This is a genomic window from Thermococcus indicus, from assembly GCF_006274605.1.
Lineage (GTDB): Archaea > Methanobacteriota_B > Thermococci > Thermococcales > Thermococcaceae > Thermococcus > Thermococcus indicus.
Window position 1 is genome coordinate 1,288,196 of the sequence record NZ_CP040846.1, and the last position, 18,004, is coordinate 1,306,199.

Sequence of the window (18,004 nt, forward strand, 5' to 3'; positions counted from 1 at the left end):
TAAAGAATTTAGAAATTAAAACTTCTCCTCACACTCGCACGGCTTCTTCCCGCAGTAGGGGCAGACGCCGGGGTATTTCTTCTTCGCGGCTTCCTCCAGATCAACGCCGAGCAAGTTTGCTAAGCTCGCGAGCCAGGCTAAAACGTCCGCAAACTCTTCCTCCATAGCCTCGCGGTCCTTCTTCCTTATCGCCTCACTTAGCTCCCCCACTTCCTCCACAAACCAGAGGAACGTCCTCTCCACTCCCCTCTTCGAGTCCTTGTGGAAGTAGATTTCCTTGATCATCTCCTGAAACTCGCGTATCTCCACTTCTTTCACCCGGGGGAAAGGGGAAGAAAAGGGCTTAAAAATCACTCGCTTGCCACTTCGATGAGTTTTCTCATGTGAATCTCAACGGTGTCGAAGACCTCCGCCTCAACGTCGCCAGGCTTCACTATCAGCGGAAGCTCGGTGCAGCCGAGAATTACGCCCTCAACACCTTGCTCCTCTATGTAGCGGGTGATGAGGTCAATCACCCAGTCCCTGCTGGCGAAGTTCTCGAACATCAGCTCCTCCGTGATTATCCTGTTCAGCTCGTCCATCTCTTCCTCGATCGGCGTGATGACATCAAAACCTGCCTCGCGGAGGGCGTTCTTGTAGAAGTCCGCCGTCATGGTCGTCTTGGTTCCAAGGAGGAGAACCCTCCTAACGCCCCTCCTCTTCATCTCTTCGATGAGCGCGTCTATTATGCTCACCATCGGGACGCTAACGGCTTCCTGAACGTCCGGAAAGACTATGTGCGGTGTGTTGGCGGAGAGCGATATTATCTCCGCCCCGGCCCTCTCAAGGGCCTTGGCGGCTTTGATGAGTATCTCCTTCCTCCCTTCCCAGCCGTTCGGGTTGTGGATGAACTCTTTGAAGTTTATCGAGTAGATTATCAGCTCCGGAAAGACGTACGGCTCGAACTTTTCCCTGCTTATCTCCAGGTATTTCTTGTAGTAATAACACGTCGCCTCGGGGCTTGTTCCGCCTATTATTCCTATCCTCTTCATGAGAACCACCGAAGGAGTTAGCTTAAAGAGGGATATGAACCTTTTGGTTCAAAACGAAAGGTTTGAGTGAATGGGATTCTCAAAAAGCCGGCGAAAAGAGAGAAAGACCGAAGATCATTCGTTCCTCAGGTGGACGTCCAGCTGCGGGAAGGGTATCTCTATGCCCTCCTTGGTGTACAGCTCGTAGATGCCCTTTGTCAGGTCGCCCTTGACGGCCCAGTAGTCCTCGGTCTTGGCCCAGGCGCGGAGCTGGAGGTTTATTGAAGAATCCGCCAGTGCCGTTATGACCACGCTCGGCTCCGGGTCGTCGAGAACCTGCGGATGGTTTTTCATTAGGTCCATAGCGAGCTTTATGGCCCTGTCAAGGTCTGTCCCGTAGGCGACGCCGATGTCAACATCGACCCTTCTCGTGGGCATTCTGGTGTAGTTCACTATTATGCTGCCCCAGACGAGCTTGTTGGGAATCGTTATGACCCTGTTGTCGGGGGTTTTGAGCTCGGTGCTCATAAGCCCGATGCCGCTGACGCTTCCGGTCTGGCCGGAGACCTCAACGACTTCTCCCAGATCTATGGGCCTGAGGGCGGCGATCCATACTCCAGCCGCGAGGTTCGTTAGCGTGTCCTGCAGGCCAAAGCCCAGGATCAAGCCTACGGCCGCCGATAGGCCGAGGATAATCGGCGAAACCGAGATTCCCACCGCCCCGAGCGCCACTATCACGACCACGATGTAGAGCAGTATCGCCAAAAACCTCCCCAGAAACTCAATCACGAGCGGGGGAAGCTTGGTTTTTTTGAGACTCCTCTTGAAGACTCCAACGAGTATCCTTGCAACGATGTAGCCCACGACCAGGATCACCAGGGCTGACAACAGCTGGAACAGGGTAACCCCTATGTAGGGCAGGGGCTCATCCAGAGCCACCATGCTATCACCTCGAATAGTTTTAGAAAAAATTGGATATTAAAGTAAAAAAGGCTTTCCTTTTTCACCCAAGAATCGATGTTATTTCATTCCAGAGCTTCTCGGCCAGCTCGCGTTTGTCCATTCTGGGCAGTCTCCTGGTGAAATCCTTACCCACAAGGATGACCTCGTTCTCCTCGCTTCCGAAGGCCTTTAGAGTGTTGGCCACGACAAGATCGCTTCCGGCCCTTTTGATCTGCCTTCTGGCAGCTTCGATGAGTTCTTCCTCATCCAAACCAGTTTCGGCTTTGAAACCGACGAGGAATGTCTCGGGCTGAAGTTTCTTTACCCTGTCTATTATCTTCGGCGTGGGTTCGAGCTCAAGGGTCAGGAGTTTTCCGCTCTTTATCTTCACGCTGGCCTTTTCCTTAACGCGGAAGTCGCTGACCGCGGCGGCTAAAACGACGATGTCGTATTTTTTGGCCCTTAGTTCGCTCTCTATCGTTTCCAGCATCTCCTCGACGGTCTCCACTTCAATCTGGTTCTCGACAAAGCTGGGAACGCTCCCCTTTGTCCGTATCAGAGTTACCTCCGCCCCCCTGAATTCGGCTTCTTCAGCTATCGCCACACCCATCTTCCCGCTGCTCGCGTTGGTTATGTAGCGTATCGGGTCTATGTACTCCCTCGTGGCCCCGGCTGTGACCAGAACGCGCTTCCCTTCGAGTGTCTTTGGATGGAGCTTTTTGATTACGTGATAGACTATCTCATCTATCGAAGCAACTTTCGCCTTGCCCTCCTCGAACCTCGGTCCTATGAACTCGACGCCGAGTCGCTTAAGTTTCTCGATGTTCTCAACAACAATCGGGTGCTCGTACATGGTGGAGTGCATCGCGGGGGCTATCATTATCGGCGTATGGGCGAAGGCCGTCGTCACAACGGTTGTAACTGGTGTGTCATCGATTCCACAGGCTATTTTCCCAATCGTGTTTGCAGTTGCCGGGCAGACGAGGATCAGATCGGCCTTGTTTTCGTGCTCTCCCGCGAGCTCAACGTGCTCGATGAAGCCGGTGATTTCCGTCACGACCGGATTTCCGGTGGCGAACTCCATCGCGTAGGGGTGGACTATTTTGGTGGCGTTCTCGCTCATGACTGCGTGAACCTCGGCGCCGTGACGTATCAGCTCCCTGGCGAGCTTGACGCACTCGACGGCGGCTATGCTGCCGGGAATGGCGAGAACGATTTTTTTGCCAACGAGCTTTCGGCTTTTCGTGGCGTGGATCAGTTTAACGTGGTGAAGCATGGAAAACCCTCCGGGTAATTAATAGGGCTGGTGGTTAAAACCTTATCTGGAGGATCCGCCAAACTCGGCAGGATTCACAGGAGTGAACCACCCCCTTCCCGGAAGGAGGCGTCCCGCCCAGCGGGTTAAACGGCAGTCATCCAGTACCGTCGAACGGTATCGTTGTTTGCATCCCTTCTCAGCATGATGAAAACAGCGTTTTTGGTCACGATTCTCTTGACCACTTTTGCGTCTCCTATCCTCACCCGCCCGATTGTTAGATGGGACACCGCGTCTATGAGCTCCTGGGGAGCATTGGGTTTAATCCCTATTGTTATGTCGCTCGGGTAAAATTTGCCGCCGGTGTACTCAAGGAGTACCACCACGGGATAAGTTCTGGACATCACTTCAACGTTAATCAGGAACGCCTCGTGGATGTACATGTGTCCCTCTTTTGCTTCAACCACGCTTACTTCCAGGGAGATTGGGAGGGCGATAGTTAACCTGAGGAGATACTCACATAACTCCTCCCTCGGAACGGATAGTCGCACCACCACACTGTTTCTTTCCTCACTATAATACACCCACTCCAACGAAACCTCGCTTTCAAGTATTGTGTCCATGATGGTATTAAGGAGTTCTACTGGAACCTCAAATTCGAGCGATAGCATGCCCGAACCCCCATTGACTTTAACGTAGGGTTCTATTCAGGAGTTAGTACTTTAATCCTTTATTAAGTTATTGGGTATCACTCTCAGGACAGCGATGGTCAGGACGGGACTGCAATGTTATATTGAACCCACCTCACCACGGAGTTTTGAAGTTTACGGTCCAAGAAAATTGCGGTCCCCAAAACGAGATACCGGACATATTAATGACTAACGGCATCCTCCTCGAACCTCTTGACTTCCTCGGACGTCCCCACCCACACGACTATGGTCGGCTCCACCGTTATCATGCCGTCCCTTATCATGGGCTTTATCTCGTGGATTGCGTTCTCTATTTTGTAGCCCTTGTCAACAACCTCCACCACGATGGGCAGGTCAGTCGAGAGCCTCATGACGTCGGCGGAGTGAACCTTGCTCTTCTTACCGAACCCGTAGATGCCCCTGTAAACCGTTGCCCCGGCGAGGCCCATCTCGCGAAGCTTCTCTACTATAGCTTTGTAGAGGGGCTTTCCGTCAAAGCGGTCGTTCTCGCCTATGTAGATGCGAAGGCGGAGCGTGTTCCAGTGTTCGACCTCAACCACAAAATCACCTCCTTGCAAGGACGAACCCGAGGAATATTAAGCCTATCGTGATTATAACGTTTGCCGCGATGTTGAGGCCCGCTATAAGGTACTCCCTCTCACGGAGGAGCGAGAACGTCTCATACGAGAACGTGGAGAACGTACTTAGGGCACCGCAGAAGCCCGTTCCGAAGAAGAGCCTCCACTCGGTTGAGACGCCTATGCCCCAGAAGAGCAGGCCGTAGAGATAACCGAGGATAAGGCTGGCTATGCTGTTCACGAGGAGCGTTCCAACCGGGAAGTCCCTGTAAACCGGGAGTATTCCCGAGATGTAGAACCTTGCCAGCGCACCGAGGGCGCCGCCGAGCATTATCGCGGTCACTATTCTGAAGTTCATCTTCCCACCCCTGAGATTTTCAATTTCTGCCTTTCCTCCCAGCATGCATCCAATAATCCCTACTTAAGATTTTGGGAAGGCTTTTCTGCCGGAGTGGGCCGCGGTGGCGGCAATACCCTTAAATAATTTCCCGCCGCCCTATGTGATGTGACCGCCATGTCGGGCGTCCCCAGCTTTGAGTTTGGAATAGAGACAATCGCCCTCGCCTCGCTGGTGGTTCTCCTCTCTGGAATACTGGCGATGCTCATCAGCCGGAAGACGAAGTTCCCCTACACGCCGCTCCTCGTTCTTCTTGGAGTCCTCGTGGGGCCGGTTCTGACCCTGATCCTCCCCCAGACGGCCAGGTTGCTCTTCTACTACGTCCGCGCCTTTGGGCTCTTCCTCCTCTTCGCGGCGGGATTTGACCTCAAGCTCCACGTTTTGAAGAGGCACAAGCTGGTGATAGGTCTCCTCGACACGGTTGGCCTCCTGGGAACTGCCATCTTAGCCGGCTGGTTTTTCTCGTGGGCCTTCGGCGTTCCCTTCCCGGTCGGCTTCCTCTTCGGGGCGGTGGTTTCGGGCACCGACCCGGCGACGCTGATACCGCTCTTCCAGGAGCATGAAGTCCCTAAGGATATGGAGACGATAATCATCACCGAGGCCATATTCAACGGCCCCCTCGCGATAATACTCACGATGGTGGCCCTGTTCCTCATAATCCCGGAGATTCCCGGCTACGCCCCGGTCGAGCCCGTCTTGCAAGGTGCCGGTCTCTACGCTGCTGCCATCTTCTACTTCCTCTACCAGATATTCGTCTCCGCACTCATTGGGGCGGTTATAGCCTACGTAGCATACCAGGCCATAGTACGATTCAGCCTCTACAGAAGCTCTTACTTTTTTCTTTTGAAAGCCTCGTCCTTTAGGGCGGGGATGCAGTAAACAACCCAACGGCCATTAAACAGGAAAGCAATCTTTTTTAAAGCCTAAAATTAATACCATACTTTGGAATGAAGCGAACAATAACAGTAAAACTCCAGCCGTCAAAGGAGCAGGCAAAAATCCTCTTCGAGTTAGCCGACACTGGAGCCAAAGTCTGGAACAGAGTAAACTTTCTCAGACGACAACAATACTTCAAAGAGCAAATCGTGGACTTCAACACAACTGAGAAGACTGTTTACGAGGAGTTTAAGCGAGAAATCGGTTCGGCAACCGTTCAACAAATAGCGAGAAAAAACGCTGAAGCTTGGCGTTCGTTCTTCTCACTCCTCCGCAAAAAGCGGAATGGTGAACTTTCCTCTTGGCTCAAGCCAAAACCACCGAACTACTTGAAGGAAGAGGAGAGGAGAAAGCCCTTAATCGTCCTGAGAAACGACCAATACAAGATTGAGGGAAACAAACTAATTCTAAAAGGCCTCGGCAAGTTCAAACGCTTGGAAATCCAATTCAAGGGAAGAATACACCTGAAGGGCAAGCAAGGACGCTTAGAAATCACTTACGACCCCGTAAAGCGGAAGTGGTATGCTCACGTGAGTTTCACGGTGGAGGAAAAACTTGAAAATAATGAATGGGTGAGCGTTCCGAGAACTCCGAAAGGAAACCTTTCTGCTGGAATTGATTTAGGAGTGAATAACTTAATGGCCGTTTATGTCGAGAATGGAGAAGGCTTCCTTGTGAATGGAAGACCGCTCAAGAGCATTGACTTCTACTGGCGGGGGAGGATTGCCGAGTACCAGTCAAAACTCAACAAATCCGGGGCTGAGACGAGTAGAAAACTCAAAAGAATGCACGAGAAGGCCAAACTTCAGGCAAAGCACTACATCAATACCGTCGTGAGACAAACGGTTAGGAGGCTTTACGAGTTGGGAGTTAGCAGAATTGTCGTTGGTTATCCAAAGGGGATAGCTCGGAATTCTGACAAGGGTAAAAAGCAGAATTTTCTCCTCTCTCATGTCTGGCGGTTTAATACCGTGATTAAACGCCTGACTGAGGTTGCTGAGGAGTATGGTATTCGAGTTTTGGTTGTTGGTGAGGCTTTGACCTCGAAAACTTGTCCCGTTTGCGGGAAGCCCCATGAGGGGGCTCGCTTTGTTAGGGGATTATTTAAGTGTCCCGCAACGGGGCTTGTGTTTAATGCAGATTTAGTTGGTGCTTTCAACATTTTGAGAAAGGTTGTGGAAACTATAACCCCGAACTTGGGTGGTTTGTATGCTCAAGGGAGGGGTAACTGGCCTAAGACCGGGCCAGAGGGGTTGAAAACCCACTTTTTAGTGGGTTTGAATGAGACCCCTCAAACCTCCCCGTCAATGGCAAGGGGTTAATTCGTTGGAACCCTCGCCCTTCAGGGCGGGGAGGAGGTCAGACCCAGATACTCGGTCTGGCGATGGCCTTCGGCGGATACGTTGCCGGGGAGTTCATCGGTGCCTCTGGATTCCTCGTCGTCACAATAATCGGCCTCATCCTCGGGAATCACCGCGATTTCTTCAAGAGGGAGAGCAGCAAGGTGGACGATGCCGTGGAGAGGAACATGGAGTTCAACGACGTCCTCTCGACCTTCTCGGTGATATTCATCTTCGTGCTCCTCGGCGCAAGCCTCGACCTCACGGACCTGCAGTGGGGGACGATAGCTACCTCGCTCCTGTGGCGCTGTTCGTGATATTCGTCGCCAGACCGCTGGCTTCCCTCGTTGTTCTTCCCTTCACGGGCTTCAAACGGTTCCTCTTCATCTCCCTGGAGGGACCGAAGGGTGCCGTAGCGGCGAGCATGGCGATACTGCCGGTCGTCCTCGGCAGGGTCTACAACAGTCCCGAGATGATTGCGTGGGGAGAGCTGATACTGAGCGCCGGGCTGATGACGGTTCTGCTCTCGATGCTGCTGGAGTCGGCATGGGTATCGCTCCTCAGGGAGAGGCTCCTGGATTAGTCTTACATTTCTCTTTTGAAAGCCTCACCCTTCGGGGCAGGGAGGAGGTCAGCTCGACGTGTCTCCGATTGGGCCCATTCACACCGCTCAGAGGAAGCGCTCCATGAAATCCAGCACGGCTAAGGCCCTGTACGTGTTCTGGAAGTTCGAGATGCCGAGCTCCAGAGAGCGCCTGAAGCCGCCGTTGGGATTCTGCAGCTGGCGTATGAACCAGACGTGCCTCCTTGGGCAGCTTGGGGTTTCACCTTGAAGTTCCAGCCCCCTGGCCGCGTAGAAGGTCGGTTCAAGGTACGGGGGCAGGCTGTACGGAACCTCCGTGAAGCCGCCCCAGTCGCCGCAGAGCTCGCAGTTCCGGAAGTGAGGACTCTTAGGCGGCCTGTAGCCCAGGGTGCGGAGCGTGTAGAGCGCCTGGTAGGTCATCGTCGTCGTGGGGCCCTTGACGCCGTAACCGTTGCCGTTTCTGAACTTCATAACGAATGCCCTTATGGCTTCCTTTTCGTCGGGGCTGAACTCATATCCTATGGCCTTGAACGCTTTGACCACCCAGTACGTCGCCTCTAAGGGTGTCGCCGTTCCAAATTCCTCGCTTCCGCCGAGACCGACGGCGAATTTGCCCTCCAGTGGGCTGTACTTGATAAAAACGATGTCCAGATGCTCCATCGCAACGTCCTTAGCTCCAAGTATGGCCAGGCCTTCGAGGGCCATCGCTATCGCAACAACCGCCGTCTGGGGCTGTATCGCCCTCTCCAGGAACCCGATTGTTTTTTCCTTCTCCGAAATCTCGAGCCTGAGAAGGTCGTAAATCTTGACCGCGTAATACGTATCGTTGACGTTGGTATCGTTGAGGACGCTGACGAAGCAGTAACCGCCGTCCTCGTGGCGTCTTTCCTCTATGTACCTGATGAGCGAATCAGCGTTAATGAACCGTCCAATTTCATAAAGCTTCGAGCCCATCCTACCGCCTCCTCAAGATTTTGACGGAGAACAGGCGTCATCAGCCCTTGGCGGGCGGTTCGGCTCGAAGCCCGGGCGGACGCCATCGCCCACGTGACCCTTCAGATGGTGATTAAAAACCTTTGTGGTGCAACGGGCTAATCACCTAAAAGCTTAATAAGCTGGAGCGGGATTTTTTAACCCGTGATGAAATCATGGAGTTCATAGCCTTCACATACGTCGGCAACTTCATAAGTGATGGCCTGATAAAAGAGGTTGTCTTTGACGTATTCGACGGGGCTAACAGGTTCTTTGAAGAGAACAATCTCCCCCTGAGGTTCCTCTACGTGGGAAAGCTCAAGCTCGAGCCTGGTTATCTGATAGACATATACACCCCCGAAGGGAAAATCCGGGCCTATCCCCTTGAGGCCCTCGTCGATGTGCTCCATGCCAAGCTCATCCACGAGATTGAGGAGCGACCGGATATCAGGATGGATAAGATGTTCGCCCTCACCACGTTTCCCCTGGTTTCCCGCAATCCGTACTTCGACTTCTACGAGAAGTTCCTTGGAATTCATGAAACGAGACTCGGCCTCAGGATGATGGTGCTTTCGATGAAGCCGTTCGAGCCGCCCGAACTCTCCCGGCTGCTGAAAAAGGCGGGTGTGGAAAACGGTCCGGAGAAGGAATCGCAGGGTCATCTGAAGGCTTCGCTGGAGCTCTTCAAGGCGAGGCTTCTTAAAGGGGTTCTCCACGAGGTGGGCCACGGTTTCGGGCTGGAGCACTGTACCAATCAGTGTGTCATGAACCCGCCCGCCAGTATGGAAGAATGGGATTTAAGGGTACCCGGCTACTGCAGAAAGTGCCTCCTCAAGTTGAAGTCGAACCTTTCTCAAGACCATCGACAGTGAATCCCGACCTTGAATGTCCGGCTTATTCCTTATTTCCCTCCGCTCACCAGCTTCCTTGCCTCTTCCAGCACCTTTGCCGCATGGCCCTTCGCACGAACGTTGGTCTTCTGCCAAACGATTTCTCCGCGAGGGTTGAATATGAACGTGCTCCGTATAACACCCTCGTACTCCCTTCCGTAGCTCTTCTTCCTTCCCCAGGCACCGAGGGCCCGTATCAGCTCCGCGTCAGGGTCGCTGAGAAGGGTCACCTTTAATCCGTGCTTTTCCTTGAAGCTCAGGTGTCTCTTAACCGAGTCTTTTGATACGCCGGCAACCTGGAAGCCAAGCCTCTCAAACTCCGGAAGGAGCTCGGTGAATTCCCTTGCTTCTGTTGTACAGCCGGGTGTGTTGTCCTTTGGATAGACATAGACGACGGTCCATTTTCCGCCGATGACATCCCGGAGGGTTACCTCCCTCCCGTTCTCATCGAAAACCCGGATATCGAGGAGGTTCATATAATCACCGATGAAATTAGGATATCCTAAATCTTAAGCCTTTTGGCAAAGGTTATTAGGAGTCGTAAAAAATTAAACGGATGGGTGAGAGGACATGAGGCTTCCATCTCACAAGACGAAGATCGTGGCCACCATCGGGCCCGCGTCCCTCAAGAGCGAAACGATCGAGGCGATGATAAAGGCAGGAATGGGCGTGGCGCGTATAAACTTCGCCCACGGGGACCTGGAGCAGCACGCCCGCACCATTGAGCTGGTGAGGAAGGCAGCCAGAAGGCTGAACCGTCCCGTGGCGATCCTTGGCGATCTTCCGGGGGTGAAAATCCGCGTCGGCGAGATCGCCCGGGGTTCCGTGACTCTCAGAAGGTGGCAGACGGTAACGCTCACCACCCGGGACGTGGTCGGCAACGAGGGCCTCATTCCGGTCCAGTTCAAGGACTTTCCAAAGATGGTTTCCCGGGGAGACGTCATCTACCTGAGCGACGGTTTTATCGCCCTCCGCGTGGAGGAAGTCCGCGGTACAGACGTGGTCTGTAAAGTCCTTGTTGGGGGAACCCTCTTTTCCCACAAGGGCATAAACGTTCCGAAGGCAAGGATCGCAATAGACGCGGTGACCGAGAGTGACCTCCGGTTCATAGAGTTCGCCATTGAACACGGCGTCGATGCGATAGGCATAAGCTTCGTCGGCTCTGCCTATGACGTCCTCAAGGTGAGGCGCTTTGTTGAGGAAAAGGGCGGCAGGATGTTTATCATTGCGAAGATAGAGCGGCCGGATGCCGTCAGGAACTTCGACGAGATCCTCCGGGCCGCCGATGGCATAATGATAGCGCGCGGCGACCTTGGGGTTGAGATGCCCATAGAAAAACTGCCCATCCTCCAGAAGAAGCTCATCCACAAAGCAAACTGTGCGGGCAAGCCGGCCATTACCGCGACTCAGATGCTCGAGAGCATGACCGAGGAGAAGCTCCCCACGAGGGCCGAAGTCACCGACGTCGCCAACGCCATCCTCGACGGTACGGACGCGGTGATGCTCTCGGAGGAAACGGCGGTCGGCAGATATCCAGTCGATGCCGTGAGGATGATGGCCAGGATAGCCAAGACGATCGAGGCGTACAGGGATTCCCTCTGGTCCGCGCGCATAGTGGAGTGGAAGATGAGCGAGTGGAAGGGCAGGATGCCCAGGAAAGGCACCATAAAGGACACGATAGCGAGGAGCATCATTGAGGCCCTGAACTCTATGGACATCAAGCACATCCTCACCCCGACGAGGACGGGCGAGACCGCGAGGCTCATCTCGCGCTTCAAGCCTAAGCAGTGGGTTCTCGCCTTCGTGAAAGACGAGTGGGTCGGCAACACGCTGATGTTCTCCTACGGCGTCTACCCATTCGTCGTGGAGGAGACCAGCGAGGACGAGATACTGCGCCTGATAAGCGGCCTCGGCCTCGTCAAGGAGAACGACACGATCCTGCTAACAAAGGGAACCCCGATAGGGAAGACAGCAGGAACGAACACCATAAGGATATTCTCCGTTTAGCTTTTCCTTCTTTTAGTCCGCTTTCCAGAGGGGCAAGCTTTCGGGAGAAAAAAGAAAATGGTTTGTCACTTCCCCGCTATCTTCACGTTCTCGAACTTCACAAAGGGCGTTATGATAGTTGTCATGAAGGGCATTACGGTCTGCTCCTTTGAAACTTCACTCGCCCCCTTCAGCAGTTCGTAGACGTTGCCCGCAATGAGGAAGACGCTGGAACCGACGACTTCTCCGTCCTCGATGAGGAATGCCGGGTTTGCTGTTACCGCGAAGTTTCCGTTGTCGGGGTTGCTCGAGTGGGCGCCCTGGAAGCCGTCGACGAAGTAGCCGTGCTCGATTTCCGCTATGATATCCTCCAGCGAGCGCTTTCCGTTCTCGATGACCATGCTGTGGAACCCGATGTTTATTCCCCCGCTGTTCAGGTCGCGCTTGCCGTTTCCGGTGCTCTCGGTGCCGTGGACCTTCGCCCAGTAGTTGTCCCAGACGAAGCCCTTGAAGGTTCCCTTCTCGATAAGGACGTTCTTCCTCGTCGGGACTCCCTCTCCGTCCGCCACCACCGGCTGTATGGAGAGCTCGTGGAACGGGTCGTCGTATATCGTGAGCACGTCGCTGGCTATCCTCTCCCCGATCTTTCCTGCAAGGGGTGTCGTCTCCTTAACCAGGCGCTCACCGCTGAAGGCCGGGAAGAGCGCAAAGCTGAAGAGCCCCGCTATCGCCCAGGGGCCGAGTATTATCGGAACCTCCTCGTTTTTGCTTGCCTTGACGTTGTAGGCCCACTTGACCTTCTGGACAGCCCTTTCGACGACCCCGTCAACGTCCAGGTTGAGGTCTCTCCTGGCGTCGAAGTCGAAGATTCCGGGGGTGACGGTGCCCCCCTTCCTTCCCACCAGCTCGAGGAAGAAAAAGGCTGCACCACCTTCCTGGAAGACGTCTATTCCGTAGGAGTTGACGATGTGGCGCTCCTCCCATGAAACGCCGCCCTCTCCGCCAGCCACGATGACGTTCTCGTCCTTCTCGCGGGCGAGCTTTATGCCGCGGACGAGCATCTCAACGAGCTCATCGGGGGAGGCATCCTTCAGATCGTAGTTGGGCTTCGGCTTCTCCCGGTATTTACCCGGCTCGGGCAGGGAGACCCACTTCTCGTCCCTGCTGTTCAGCTTTGCCATCTTCGCCGCCTGCTCTATGGCCTCCCTTATCCTGGCCGGCTCGTCGCTATCTATTATGGCCAGTCCGAGGCGCCCCTCCTTTATTCCGCGGAGTATCGTGACCGCGCCGCTCCTAGTGGAGGCCATCGAAATCTCGTTGAGCTCGACGTTGGCGCTCACATCCTTGGAGCGGTAAACGGCAATCTCAAGCTCGTCGAAAAACTTCTCGCCGTACCTTATGAGTTCTTCCATAGTCAACCCTCCACTTCCGCCGTCTTAAACTCGATGCCTAGCTCCTTTATGCGTTTGAACATTTCCCCCAGCAAAATCTCGCGGGCACGCCATATCTCTATGCCTACAATATTGCCATTCTTGTCGTAGTCTACAAGAAGGTCATGATCCAGTTCCACGGTTTCTGTTGCCTCTCCCGGGGAGATCTCAATATAGAGTATATCCCCGCTTGGATCATAACGAATCTTCATACTTCAACCCACCTACCACCTTTTAGACGGTTTTCTATTTGAGTCTTCCTGGAAACTTCATAAACGGTTACTATCTCAACGTTCTTTCCGTGGACATCATACACCACTATCAACCACTTGTTGTTCTTCGTCATTGCTATAAAATGGCCAGTCATTGTATCCAATGCTCTAGCATTGGGCGCTTCTACAGTTCTCATGACGTCCTCGGCTTTAATGTTTCGCTTCGCCATCGCCCTAAGGGCATGCTCTGTGAACCGCACGTTAACCAATAATTATCCCTCCGTCAAAGCGCATGTGCGGCCCACCGGAGCTAACAAAGGCCGTCTGTCCCTTTCCGCAGAATCCGACCTCAAGGCCGAAGTCCTTTCCTACGGCGCTTATCTTCTTCAGCGCCTCTATGGCAACGCCGGTGATCGAGGTGTCCCTTATCGACTCGGCGATTTCACCGTTTCTGATGACGTAGCCCTCCTGGACACCGACCTGGAAGGCGCTGTTGAGCTGGGCCTGGCCGCCGCGGAAGTCAACGACGTAGTAGCCGAACTTGATGTCCTCGATGAGCTCCTCGAAGCTGTGGTCGCCGGGTTCGAATATAGTGTTCCTCATCCTGATTATCGGGGCATAGCGGTAGCTCTCGGCTCTGGCATGGCCGTTCGGCTCCATGCCCCACTTTGCCGCGTACTCGCGGTTGAGCATTATCTCCTTGAGGATGCCGTCCTCGATGATGCGTATGTCCCTCACCGGAACGCCCTCATCGTCGTACTTGTCGTTTCCAAAGCCACCCTCAACGTAGCGCTCACTCATCGTGACGTATTCAGGAGCAATCTGCTTGCCGATGAGGTCCTTGAAGGGCGAGTTTATCGTGAGGTCTGCCTCGGCAAGGTGGCCTAAAGCCTCGTGCGCTATGATGCCAACCACTATCGGGCCGGCCACGATTGGGAACTCGCCGCGCTTCGGGGCAACGCCCTTGAGCTGGCTGTGCATCTTTCTCAGCAGTCTCTCGGTGACCTTTTCGTTGGGCTCGTGCTCGGTCATGAGTTCCCAGCCGTAGTCCACCGCACCTATGCTGTCCCTGGCCATGGCCAGCTTTCCGTCCGCCTTTCCGGTGACGTAGGTTCCCTGGTAGAGGTAGTTGTAGTCCCACTCTATGCGTGTTCCCTCACTGGTGAGGAGGATTTTTTGTCCACCGCCGTCCTCGTAGCGGACATTGACGCTCTTGACGGCCTCGTCCTCTTTGAGGAGCCTCTCCAGCTCCCTCAGGTGTGCGACCTTCTCCTCTATGTCAACTTCCGCCGGCTTGACCCTCATCCTGCTCTTCACGAAGTCCTCGACCGGCTTTATCTCGGCCAGCTCTATCTTTTCCCTCTTGGTCTCGGCGGCCGCTTTTGCCAGCTTGTAGGCCTCCTCGATTTTCCTCTCGAGGTTCGAGAGGTCGCTGGTTGAGGCGAACCCCCAGGCCCCATCGGCCAGAACCCTGATGGCAACACCCCTGTTCAGCTTTCCCGTAAAGCTGGTAAAAACGCCGTCTTTGAGGGCGAGTGTCGTCTTTCTGAGGTCCTCATAGCGGAGCTCCACGTAGTCTGCTTTCAGGTTTTCCTCCGCCCATCGGAGGGCCTTCTCCAGTTTCTCCATTAGCCATCACCGCCTGTAGTTGTCCATCAGTGTCTGGGTCCCGGAACTATAAAAGTCTTTTGAACATTTCGATGGAAGTCGAAAGGATAGGTATTACTCGGTTATAGGACAAATGCATAACAACGTTCATTGCTAATTTCTTTTCCGAACGAAAGTGTTATATATTATGAGTGTAAAAAAATCAATGCAAGAGCCCGTTGGGGGGTCGATGCGGAGGCGTGCACTGCTGGCCATGTTTGTGGTTTTGCTGTTGATTGGAGCCTACGAGCTTGCATCGTAATCGAATGCCAATGGTGCATGCAGAACAACTGCTTGGAACGGGGTTCCGAATGCCAGGGAGGATGGGTTCCCGGGCCGTAGGTGGGATACCATGAAGGCTGAAGAAACCGCCATTATTCCATTTATCCTGATTTGTATAGGTCTGATGCTGTCGCTACTTTGGGGAGGAAATAGCGGCTCACTCAAGGAAAATGTGGAGCTTTCTTTTTATATCATTCTCGCAATTCCGGTAGCGCTAGCAATATGGAGGGTAATACACGAGGTATGGAAACACACATCCAACGCAGTAGTTTCCTGCCTGCTGGGAATTGCGGTTTTTATGGGGTTTGGCATCGCCTACGGAATCCTGACGTTCGGCAGAGTTGATAAGCAAGGTCTCCTTGCGGGTCTGGTTATTGGAACGATCGCCGTTATTTCCGAATACTGGAAAAAGAAAAGCAGTGTTATCAATACCAGCAGCTAACCAGAACGTCTCCGGAGACGTAAAGAGACTTTCCGCACTCCCACGCGAGAAAATGGTGGGTGTCACAAATGCGAACCGATAACGCCCGGGCCATGATTGAGGCGTACCGCAGGAACTATTCGCCTTCATTCCAGTCTTTCCTTAAAAGACTGACGGGCTATCTTGCAGCGGCGGCGGTCATATATCTTTATGGCAGGGAAGAAACGGCGTTGTTGGTTCTTCTGGCTCTCCTCGTTGTGGACGTACTTCTGACTGCGGGCCTTTCCAGGGAGAGTTAGCAACCTTTTTATCTTTGACTTTGAATCTTTTCCCATGAAGGCCGAAATCAAGAACCTCATAGACAGGGGCACATACAGAAAGCTCCCGCTCTTCGAGGGAGAACTGCCCGAAGACTCTTACGCCCAGATAGTCGAGGTCAAGCCGGGGCAGACGGTCAAGAAGCACTACCACCTCCACCAGTACGAGCTGTTCTACGTAATTGATGGCGAGGCAAGGCTCGGCATCGGTGAGACTGAATACTTCGCAAAACCCGGGGACATCTTTCTGGTAAAGCCAAAAACCGTTCACTGGGTGGTCAACGAGCGTGACGAGCCTTTCAGGCTCTTCGTGGTGAAGCTGAACTACCGCGGGGATGACTCAATATGGATTGAAAATGAAATTAAATAGACTTTACGAACTCCAGAACCTCATCCTGTCCCACGGATTTGTGGAACGTAATCCGCAGGAACACAAAGCTGGACTCCAGTTTCCGTTCTATTCTTTTTTCTGAGCCCTCTATGCTTTCCACGATTTCCCTTGGAGTTGGCACGTGTAGTACGATAACCGCGCTGTTCTCCTTGTCCACCTTTGCGGTAACGCTCTCCGAAACTACAAGCCTGGTGGCTTTTGCAAATTTTGCAGCCACGGCCCCGACTATCAAACCGAGTACTCCAATCACCCCCGCGCCTTCTGAGGATGAAGCAAGCCCGTAGAACAGCAAAAGCGCTCCAAGACCAAGGATGGCCCAGACCCATGATGGGGTGCTCTCCCTTTCCTCTGCCTGATAGCTGGTCGAACTCGAGATGGATGAACTTAGAGAAAAGCTGTGGACTTCACCCTTCGGCAATGAGTGAACCACACTGCCATAGCTGACCTTACCCCACACCTTGGCTGACCTCGAAGAACTTACAGAGCTTCCCGGGAATATTTTCACCGACGAATCAATCCCCGTGCTGACCAAGAGAAGTCTCCTGTCTGTGTTCACGAGGTAAACATCACTGAAACTCTCACTTATTGGTTCTCCAATCGTTGCGAGCGTCGGGTCTCCATTACGGCTTATCTCAACGGAGCTGGCTGGAATTATCGGCCCCCGTACGCTTTCATCGGGTAGGAGGGCCTTTTTAATGGCTTTCATAACCAACTCCGACATCAGACGCCCCCCGATTGTTTTATAACTTCATCTATCATCGTTAGCATGACTTTAACGAAATCATCAGCAACCCTACGAGCGTTCTCTTCCTTGAAGCCCCTGTTGACAAGCTGGGAGATTATGGCCCCTCTGTATCTGTCCGATATCTCCATCTTCTGGTGGGCGATGCTTGTTTTCTTGGAAAGCTTTTCATCCTGCTCACTGCTTACCAGATCAAAACGTACCGTGGCCATATAACCCCACCGGGTTTCCAGGTACCTCCGGAAATATTTAAATTTTTAGGACCAACACATGTTTGTGGTGAATGAACGTATGACGGAAACCCGGATCATCGGCATCCTCGGCGGAATGGGGCCTTTGGCTACGGCCGAGCTATTCAGGCGAATAGTCGAGAAGACTCCCGCAAAGCGCGACCAGGACCACCCCAGGATAATCATCTACAACGACCCCAAAATACCGGACAGAACGTCTTTCATCCTGGGGAACGGGGAAGACCCGAGACCTGCCCTGGTAGAGGGAGCCAGAAAGCTCGAGAGCTGGGGGGCGGACTTCATAATAATGCCCTGCAACACCGCTCATTTCTTCGCCGAGACCATCCAGAGGGCAGTAAAGATTCCGCTCGTCAGCATGATCGAGGCGACGGCGGATGAGATAGAGAACCTCGGCCTGCGCAGGGTCGGCCTCCTAGCAACAGACGGCACCATAAAGGGGCTCGTTTACCACCGCGCGCTCCTCGGCAGGGGCGTTGGAATCGCCGTCCCAGGAAAGAACGACCAGGAGAAAGTTATGCGGGCTATCTACAAAGGTGTGAAGGCAGGAAACCGTGAGCTTGGAAGGGAGCTTCTATTGGAGGTGGCCAGGAGGCTCGAGCGCAGGGTCGATGGGATAATAGCCGGCTGCACGGAGGTCAGCGTCGCCCTGAGACCGGAGGACCTGAACGTCCCCCTGATCGACCCGCTCGACGTGATAGCCGAGAAGGCGGTAAAGCTCGCCCTCGGGCTTTAA

General features: G+C 53.7%; 25 protein-coding genes and 1 riboswitch. Of the genes, 10 read left to right on the forward strand and 15 right to left on the reverse strand.

Annotation, left to right across the window (positions count from 1 at the left end; all coding sequences use genetic code 11):
* Positions 1 to 15: 15 nt before the first annotated feature.
* From FH039_RS07100 to crcB, 7 genes are all read right to left on the reverse strand, one after another.
* A complete protein-coding gene (locus FH039_RS07100; RefSeq protein ID WP_139680755.1) occupies positions 16 to 309 on the reverse strand; it encodes a MazG nucleotide pyrophosphohydrolase domain-containing protein in 294 nt (97 codons plus the stop codon).
* A 41-nt stretch (positions 310 to 350) separates the two neighbouring features.
* Complete coding sequence (locus FH039_RS07105; protein WP_139681725.1) at positions 351 to 1,031, reverse strand: aspartate/glutamate racemase family protein; 681 nt, start codon at positions 1,029 to 1,031, stop codon at positions 351 to 353.
* Positions 1,032 to 1,145: 114 nt separating this feature from the next.
* Complete coding sequence (locus tag FH039_RS07110) at positions 1,146 to 1,952, reverse strand: mechanosensitive ion channel family protein (RefSeq protein WP_139680756.1); 807 nt, start codon at positions 1,950 to 1,952, stop codon at positions 1,146 to 1,148.
* A 61-nt stretch (positions 1,953 to 2,013) separates the two neighbouring features.
* Positions 2,014 to 3,228: a bifunctional phosphopantothenoylcysteine decarboxylase/phosphopantothenate--cysteine ligase CoaBC gene (gene coaBC, locus FH039_RS07115; protein ID WP_139680757.1), complete on the reverse strand. Its 1,215-nt coding sequence runs from the start codon at positions 3,226 to 3,228 to the stop codon at positions 2,014 to 2,016.
* Between the two features lie 125 nt (positions 3,229 to 3,353).
* On the reverse strand, positions 3,354 to 3,878 hold the full coding sequence (locus FH039_RS07120; RefSeq protein WP_139680758.1) for a hypothetical protein: 525 nt from the start codon (positions 3,876 to 3,878) through the stop codon (positions 3,354 to 3,356).
* A gap of 200 nt (positions 3,879 to 4,078) precedes the next feature.
* Positions 4,079 to 4,456 carry a DUF190 domain-containing protein gene (locus tag FH039_RS07125; RefSeq protein WP_139680759.1) on the reverse strand — a complete coding sequence of 126 codons (378 nt, stop codon included), beginning with the start codon at positions 4,454 to 4,456 and terminating at the stop codon, positions 4,079 to 4,081.
* 4 nt (positions 4,457 to 4,460) lie between these two features.
* Complete coding sequence (gene crcB, locus FH039_RS07130) at positions 4,461 to 4,832, reverse strand: fluoride efflux transporter CrcB (RefSeq protein ID WP_139680760.1); 372 nt, start codon at positions 4,830 to 4,832, stop codon at positions 4,461 to 4,463.
* Between the two features lie 156 nt (positions 4,833 to 4,988).
* Between crcB and FH039_RS07135 the strand changes: the two genes are divergently transcribed.
* From FH039_RS07135 to FH039_RS12395, 4 genes are all read left to right on the forward strand, one after another.
* A complete protein-coding gene (locus FH039_RS07135) occupies positions 4,989 to 5,750 on the forward strand; it encodes a cation:proton antiporter domain-containing protein (protein WP_240703306.1) in 762 nt (253 codons plus the stop codon).
* A 68-nt stretch (positions 5,751 to 5,818) separates the two neighbouring features.
* Positions 5,819 to 7,129 (forward strand): RNA-guided endonuclease InsQ/TnpB family protein, encoded by a 1,311-nt coding sequence (locus FH039_RS07140; RefSeq protein ID WP_139680761.1) that lies wholly within the window; start codon positions 5,819 to 5,821, stop codon positions 7,127 to 7,129.
* Positions 7,130 to 7,191: 62 nt separating this feature from the next.
* Positions 7,192 to 7,464, forward strand: coding sequence for a cation:proton antiporter domain-containing protein (locus FH039_RS12390; protein WP_240703186.1), 273 nt, complete (start codon positions 7,192 to 7,194; stop codon positions 7,462 to 7,464).
* The gene (locus FH039_RS12395) at positions 7,422 to 7,730 is read left to right on the forward strand and encodes a hypothetical protein (protein WP_240703187.1); all 309 of its coding nucleotides are present in this window, start codon (positions 7,422 to 7,424) and stop codon (positions 7,728 to 7,730) included. Before FH039_RS12390 ends, FH039_RS12395 begins: the two co-directional genes overlap by 43 nt.
* Positions 7,731 to 7,817: 87 nt before the next feature.
* On the opposite strand, the gene FH039_RS07150 is transcribed toward FH039_RS12395, so the two are convergent.
* Positions 7,818 to 8,684 (reverse strand): prenyltransferase/squalene oxidase repeat-containing protein, encoded by an 867-nt coding sequence (locus FH039_RS07150; protein WP_139680762.1) that lies wholly within the window; start codon positions 8,682 to 8,684, stop codon positions 7,818 to 7,820.
* 24 nt (positions 8,685 to 8,708) lie between these two features.
* Positions 8,709 to 8,783: riboswitch (Fluoride riboswitch) on the reverse strand.
* A 95-nt stretch (positions 8,784 to 8,878) separates the two neighbouring features.
* Between FH039_RS07150 and FH039_RS07155 the strand changes: the two genes are divergently transcribed.
* Positions 8,879 to 9,574 carry a zinc metalloprotease gene (locus FH039_RS07155; RefSeq protein WP_139680763.1) on the forward strand — a complete coding sequence of 232 codons (696 nt, stop codon included), beginning with the start codon at positions 8,879 to 8,881 and terminating at the stop codon, positions 9,572 to 9,574.
* A 29-nt stretch (positions 9,575 to 9,603) separates the two neighbouring features.
* On the opposite strand, the gene FH039_RS07160 is transcribed toward FH039_RS07155, so the two are convergent.
* On the reverse strand, positions 9,604 to 10,068 hold the full coding sequence (locus FH039_RS07160; protein WP_139680764.1) for a peroxiredoxin: 465 nt from the start codon (positions 10,066 to 10,068) through the stop codon (positions 9,604 to 9,606).
* Between the two features lie 94 nt (positions 10,069 to 10,162).
* Here FH039_RS07160 and pyk point away from each other — a divergent pair, with 94 nt between their 5' ends.
* Complete coding sequence (gene pyk / locus FH039_RS07165) at positions 10,163 to 11,599, forward strand: pyruvate kinase (protein WP_139680765.1); 1,437 nt, start codon at positions 10,163 to 10,165, stop codon at positions 11,597 to 11,599.
* 65 nt (positions 11,600 to 11,664) lie between these two features.
* On the opposite strand, the gene FH039_RS07170 is transcribed toward pyk, so the two are convergent.
* The 4 genes from FH039_RS07170 to FH039_RS07185 are packed head-to-tail and all read right to left on the reverse strand — an operon-like array spanning position 11,665 to position 14,849.
* Complete coding sequence (locus tag FH039_RS07170; RefSeq protein ID WP_139680766.1) at positions 11,665 to 12,990, reverse strand: TldD/PmbA family protein; 1,326 nt, start codon at positions 12,988 to 12,990, stop codon at positions 11,665 to 11,667.
* 2 nt (positions 12,991 to 12,992) lie between these two features.
* Positions 12,993 to 13,220 carry a DUF2283 domain-containing protein gene (locus FH039_RS07175; RefSeq protein ID WP_139680767.1) on the reverse strand — a complete coding sequence of 76 codons (228 nt, stop codon included), beginning with the start codon at positions 13,218 to 13,220 and terminating at the stop codon, positions 12,993 to 12,995.
* Positions 13,217 to 13,480 (reverse strand): DUF4258 domain-containing protein, encoded by a 264-nt coding sequence (locus FH039_RS07180; RefSeq protein WP_276607300.1) that lies wholly within the window; start codon positions 13,478 to 13,480, stop codon positions 13,217 to 13,219. Before FH039_RS07180 ends, FH039_RS07175 begins: the two co-directional genes overlap by 4 nt.
* A 1-nt stretch (position 13,481) precedes the next feature.
* On the reverse strand, positions 13,482 to 14,849 hold the full coding sequence (locus FH039_RS07185) for a TldD/PmbA family protein (protein WP_139680769.1): 1,368 nt from the start codon (positions 14,847 to 14,849) through the stop codon (positions 13,482 to 13,484).
* Between the two features lie 370 nt (positions 14,850 to 15,219).
* On the opposite strand from FH039_RS07185, the gene FH039_RS07190 reads away from it, so the two are divergent.
* The 3 genes from FH039_RS07190 to FH039_RS07200 all read left to right on the forward strand — a co-directional run bounded on the left by FH039_RS07190 (position 15,220) and on the right by FH039_RS07200 (position 16,257).
* Positions 15,220 to 15,591, forward strand: a complete 372-nt coding sequence (locus tag FH039_RS07190) for a hypothetical protein (protein WP_139680770.1) — start codon at positions 15,220 to 15,222, stop codon at positions 15,589 to 15,591.
* 68 nt (positions 15,592 to 15,659) lie between these two features.
* Positions 15,660 to 15,869: a hypothetical protein gene (locus FH039_RS07195; RefSeq protein ID WP_139680771.1), complete on the forward strand. Its 210-nt coding sequence runs from the start codon at positions 15,660 to 15,662 to the stop codon at positions 15,867 to 15,869.
* A gap of 34 nt (positions 15,870 to 15,903) precedes the next feature.
* Positions 15,904 to 16,257 (forward strand): cupin domain-containing protein, encoded by a 354-nt coding sequence (locus tag FH039_RS07200; RefSeq protein ID WP_139680772.1) that lies wholly within the window; start codon positions 15,904 to 15,906, stop codon positions 16,255 to 16,257.
* Here FH039_RS07200 and FH039_RS07205 read toward each other — a convergent pair.
* Both FH039_RS07205 and FH039_RS07210 read right to left on the reverse strand, forming a co-directional pair.
* Entirely contained in the window at positions 16,250 to 16,999 is a 750-nt protein-coding gene (locus FH039_RS07205; RefSeq protein ID WP_139680773.1) for a hypothetical protein, read from the reverse strand. The genes FH039_RS07200 and FH039_RS07205 overlap by 8 nt on opposite strands.
* Positions 16,999 to 17,232 carry a hypothetical protein gene (locus FH039_RS07210; RefSeq protein ID WP_139680774.1) on the reverse strand — a complete coding sequence of 78 codons (234 nt, stop codon included), beginning with the start codon at positions 17,230 to 17,232 and terminating at the stop codon, positions 16,999 to 17,001. The genes FH039_RS07205 and FH039_RS07210 overlap by 1 nt, the downstream gene beginning before the upstream one ends.
* A gap of 79 nt (positions 17,233 to 17,311) precedes the next feature.
* Here FH039_RS07210 and FH039_RS07215 point away from each other — a divergent pair, with 79 nt between their 5' ends.
* On the forward strand, positions 17,312 to 18,004 hold the full coding sequence (locus FH039_RS07215; protein WP_139681726.1) for a cysteate racemase: 693 nt from the start codon (positions 17,312 to 17,314) through the stop codon (positions 18,002 to 18,004).

Bases quoted from the DNA above. Each gene is read 5' to 3' on its own strand.
- FH039_RS12390 (WP_240703186.1), top strand. From the start codon at position 7,192: ATGGCCTTCGGCGGATACGTTGCCGGGGAGTTCATCGGTGCCTCTGGA.
- FH039_RS07210 (WP_139680774.1), bottom strand. From the start codon at position 17,232: ATGGCCACGGTACGTTTTGATCTGGTAAGCAGTGAGCAGGATGAAAAG.
- FH039_RS07215 (WP_139681726.1), top strand. From the start codon at position 17,312: ATGACGGAAACCCGGATCATCGGCATCCTCGGCGGAATGGGGCCTTTG.
- pyk (WP_139680765.1), top strand. From the start codon at position 10,163: ATGAGGCTTCCATCTCACAAGACGAAGATCGTGGCCACCATCGGGCCC.
- FH039_RS07195 (WP_139680771.1), top strand. From the start codon at position 15,660: ATGCGAACCGATAACGCCCGGGCCATGATTGAGGCGTACCGCAGGAAC.
- FH039_RS07205 (WP_139680773.1), bottom strand. From the start codon at position 16,999: ATGTCGGAGTTGGTTATGAAAGCCATTAAAAAGGCCCTCCTACCCGAT.
- coaBC (WP_139680757.1), bottom strand. From the start codon at position 3,228: ATGCTTCACCACGTTAAACTGATCCACGCCACGAAAAGCCGAAAGCTC.
- FH039_RS07140 (WP_139680761.1), top strand. From the start codon at position 5,819: ATGAAGCGAACAATAACAGTAAAACTCCAGCCGTCAAAGGAGCAGGCA.
- FH039_RS07170 (WP_139680766.1), bottom strand. From the start codon at position 12,990: ATGGAAGAACTCATAAGGTACGGCGAGAAGTTTTTCGACGAGCTTGAG.
- FH039_RS07120 (WP_139680758.1), bottom strand. From the start codon at position 3,878: ATGCTATCGCTCGAATTTGAGGTTCCAGTAGAACTCCTTAATACCATC.
- FH039_RS07175 (WP_139680767.1), bottom strand. From the start codon at position 13,220: ATGAAGATTCGTTATGATCCAAGCGGGGATATACTCTATATTGAGATC.
- FH039_RS07155 (WP_139680763.1), top strand. From the start codon at position 8,879: ATGGAGTTCATAGCCTTCACATACGTCGGCAACTTCATAAGTGATGGC.
- FH039_RS07200 (WP_139680772.1), top strand. From the start codon at position 15,904: ATGAAGGCCGAAATCAAGAACCTCATAGACAGGGGCACATACAGAAAG.
- FH039_RS07105 (WP_139681725.1), bottom strand. From the start codon at position 1,031: ATGAAGAGGATAGGAATAATAGGCGGAACAAGCCCCGAGGCGACGTGT.
- FH039_RS07135 (WP_240703306.1), top strand. From the start codon at position 4,989: ATGTCGGGCGTCCCCAGCTTTGAGTTTGGAATAGAGACAATCGCCCTC.
- FH039_RS07185 (WP_139680769.1), bottom strand. From the start codon at position 14,849: ATGGAGAAACTGGAGAAGGCCCTCCGATGGGCGGAGGAAAACCTGAAA.
- FH039_RS07110 (WP_139680756.1), bottom strand. From the start codon at position 1,952: ATGGTGGCTCTGGATGAGCCCCTGCCCTACATAGGGGTTACCCTGTTC.
- crcB (WP_139680760.1), bottom strand. From the start codon at position 4,832: ATGAACTTCAGAATAGTGACCGCGATAATGCTCGGCGGCGCCCTCGGT.
- FH039_RS07150 (WP_139680762.1), bottom strand. From the start codon at position 8,684: ATGGGCTCGAAGCTTTATGAAATTGGACGGTTCATTAACGCTGATTCG.
- FH039_RS07160 (WP_139680764.1), bottom strand. From the start codon at position 10,068: ATGAACCTCCTCGATATCCGGGTTTTCGATGAGAACGGGAGGGAGGTA.
- FH039_RS07190 (WP_139680770.1), top strand. From the start codon at position 15,220: ATGAAGGCTGAAGAAACCGCCATTATTCCATTTATCCTGATTTGTATA.